The organism is Moorena sp. SIO3I6 (genome assembly GCF_010672095.1).
The window spans coordinates 1-3,448 of record NZ_JAAHHU010000448.1; the positions used below are offsets into that span (position 1 = coordinate 1).

Consider the following 3,448-nt stretch of genomic DNA (forward strand, 5'->3'; position numbering starts at 1 on the left):
TGCCCTTAATGGCTAAGTTGATTCAACGCCAGCATCGGTTACAGGGTCAATCAGCAGAAGCAGTTCCTATCGTTTATGCTCAGCCAATCCGGCCAGCAGCAGAACAGGTAGAGAGGGGACATGTTACCTCTCCAATTACCTCTCCCAATGTGGCCTCTCGAACTAAAGGAACAGGCAAAGAACTACCTTTGATATCAACTACATTTAATGTCGATCAAGAAACCTCAGTACAAAAAAGTACAGGGTCAAATTCCCAGAAATCTAGAGAAAACGCTAAACCCCAAACTTCAAATTCAATCCCTTCTGAAAGAGGCAAATCTGGCACAAAACCGATTATCCAAGCAAAATTTTTAAACTCTACTAAGAGGACTTTAGCCAGAGCAGATTCTGATAGCAAATCCCTAGTTTATGGTCTTGAACCGTCTAGGAAAACTAGACTATCTTCTGACTTATCCTTGCCAGTTGTGCAAGCCAAACCAATTAACTCCCAGTCATCAAGTAGTTCTGAAAGTAGTTCTGAGAAGATGTTGGTAAAGTTGCCTAACCCTCCTAATCCTGAAGGAACGGGTGGTACTCAACATTCCTTTCCTACTAGAGCAGGAGTTGGGGGAGAGGTCAGTTCAGACAATTTAAAAAACAATTTAAAAAACACCAATACCACTTTGCCAACAGAGTCTAAGCTATCCTTAGGCAGTTCCGGAAACCTGACCCAGTCGCCAGTTATTCAACGGTCCCCAAAGCGATCGCTTCACAAGGAAATAGTCAAGAGCCCATCCCAGGGAAACCAGCCACTGATTCAACCCAGCCCCGAGCGACCGGTGATCAAAGAGATTGTCAACAGCCCATCCCAGGGAAATCAGCCACTGATTCAACGCACCCCGGAGCGACCAGTGGTCAAGGAGATAGTCAACAGCCCATCCGAAGGAAAGCAGCCATTGATTCAACCCACCCCGGAGCGACCAGTGGTTAGAGAAATTTCCGGAAAAGATGGTTATCAATTATCTGCTCCCCTGATTTTTTCCGCCTCTGGGGTCAATAGAACGTCATTTTCTGGCAACGGACTAGGAGTTAGTAGTTCGCCATCTATTGGTGATCATGGCTCTGGAGTTATCCAAAGAATGCCATCTGTCAACGGTGCATCAGTATCAACTAGTATATCAACTGTATCAACTACTAGCTTACAGGCAAATACCGTGATTCAGAAAGGATCAGAAAATACAACAGGCGCTACTACAACTAATCAGTCTGTGGAGGACATTGATGTGGATGAACTAGTAGAGAAAGTACACCATAAACTGATGCAGCATCTGACCATAGAAAGTGAGCGGAGGGGATTAAGCCAATGGCATTAACAGGGTTTAAGAATCTAGCCCAAAAAACACTAAACCAAACCAAAGGATTAACAAGTAGCCTCTTTGGGGCAGAGTTAGATAAATTAACCATCCTCAAGGAGCAGCCAGGAAAAAGATGGCAGATGGTTTTTCCAGAAAACAAACCAATGCCTCTATTCAATCCTAATGAAATTCAAATTACCAAGACAACCCAATGGCGTCATGAAACTCTCAAAAACCGCGATCGCGGTGATACTAAATTTATTGGTGGGGATCCAGCAACCCTGACTCTCGACCTGTTTTTTGACACCTACGAGGGACTACCTGAAAGTATATCCGGGGGCGGCAGTTCTCCCCTCAAACGAGTAGCATCGGGAGCGGCAACAGCGGCGTCATCGTTAACTGGTGTGTATGGATTATCAGCACCCAATGCCGTAGATGTTCGAGAGTATACGAATAAGATTTTTGAGTTGACTCTGATTGACTCTGATTTAAAACGTCCCCCTGTATGTGAACTCTGGTGGGGGGCATTTAACCTGATTTTTAAGGGGTATCTCGGACAACTAACCCAGCGCTTTACTATGTTTACCCCTAATGGGATGCCAGTCAGAGCCGCTCTCAACTGTACCTTCCACCAGTTCATCCCTGAAGAAGATGAGGAACGGGAAAAGCCCAGTTCTCTAGCACGGGATGACGACCCAATCCACGTTGTCCGACGTGGAGAAACCCTGAGCAGCATTGCTGGTGTTGAATATAATGACCCCAGCGTCTGGCGAGAGATTGCCAAGGCTAATGGGATTACTAATCCCCGTAACCTGACACCAGGTCAAGTTCTGACCATCCCAGTACTTAATCTAACCTCAAATTAACCATGGTCTCGACAGCTCCTCAAACCAGTAGCAATAGCACCGCGACCTCAGTCCCTGGCTTCAGAATTCTGATCAGCGGACAACAGTTGCGGTCTGATGTGATGGCAATAATTGTGGATGAAAACGTTAGTACTCCCACTATGTTTACCATCAAGCTTGCCAACTGGGACCAAGAAAACCAGGAGTGGATTAATCCGCAACTGTTTAAGCTAGGCAATGAGGTAGAGATTTTTATGGGCTACGGAGGTAGTGGAGGGAAACTGCAAAAACTGATCATGGGTCAGATCACCGGTCTGGAACCAGAATTTGCCCATGGGGAAATACCTCTGTTGACAGTGCGGGGCTACGACTACAGTCATCGATTGCTTCGGGGTTACAACACTCGCTCGTTTACTAAAAAGAAAGACAGCGATATCGCTAGAGATATTGCCAAACAAGCGGGTCTAAAGTATGGGGGAGTGACGACAAAGCTGGTTTTGGACTATGTACTACAGCATAACCAAACAGATATGGAATTTCTTCAGACCCGTGCTCAACGACTCGGTTATGAGGTTGTGGTTCAAGATAAAACACTATATTTCCGGCCCCATCAGGAGAAATCCAAGTCAGTGTTGACTCTAGTTCAACGAAAGGATCTGCTCAGTTTTTCTTCCCGACTGACCAGCTTGACCCAGGTGGGACAGGTGGAGGTGCGCGGTTGGAACCCGAAGGACAAGAAAGCCTTCATTGGGCGAGCCAGTCCTGGTTTTAGTAATAACAAGAGCGGTGCTAAGGCTGTAGATCCGGCTTTGGGTAGTGGAAAAAAAACCAGCGAACGTTTGTATCGCCCTGTGTTCAGTAGAGAAGAAGCTGAGCAAATCGCTCAGGGGGGATTTAATAACATGGCTCTAGAATACATCAGTGGGGAGGGCTTGTGTGTCGGACGCCCTGACTTGCGAGCAGCTACCGTTATTACTATCCAAGGGGTGGGCAAACAGTTTAGTGGTGACTACTATGTGACCTCCACCACCCATAGCTATTCCCATAAACGAGGTTATCGCACAGCATTTAAGGTGAGGAGGAATGGGACATCATGATCTTTTATAGGGAACAGGGAGTAGGGAGTAGGGAGTAGGGAGTAGGGAGATGGGGAGATGGGGAGATGGGGAGATGGGGAGTTTGGTGTTATTGTTGCTAATCCCGATTCCCGATTCCCGATTCCCGACTCCCGATTCCCGATTCCCGATTCCCGATTCCCGATTCTCACTA

3 protein-coding genes are annotated in these 3,448 nt (G+C 46.7%); all 3 read left to right on the forward strand.

What is annotated here, in order from left to right:
* The coding region (locus tag F6K49_RS37700) for a hypothetical protein (protein ID WP_293105285.1) at nucleotides 1-1,352 on the forward strand (1,352 nt) is incomplete at its 5' end.
* Complete coding sequence (locus tag F6K49_RS37705; RefSeq protein ID WP_293105289.1) at nucleotides 1,343-2,200, forward strand: LysM peptidoglycan-binding domain-containing protein; 858 nt, start codon at nucleotides 1,343-1,345, stop codon at nucleotides 2,198-2,200. The genes F6K49_RS37700 and F6K49_RS37705, both read left to right, overlap by 10 nt.
* Nucleotides 2,201-2,202: 2 nt before the next feature.
* Complete coding sequence (locus F6K49_RS37710) at nucleotides 2,203-3,276, forward strand: contractile injection system protein, VgrG/Pvc8 family (RefSeq protein WP_293085457.1); 1,074 nt, start codon at nucleotides 2,203-2,205, stop codon at nucleotides 3,274-3,276.
* Nucleotides 3,277-3,448 lie beyond the last annotated feature (172 nt).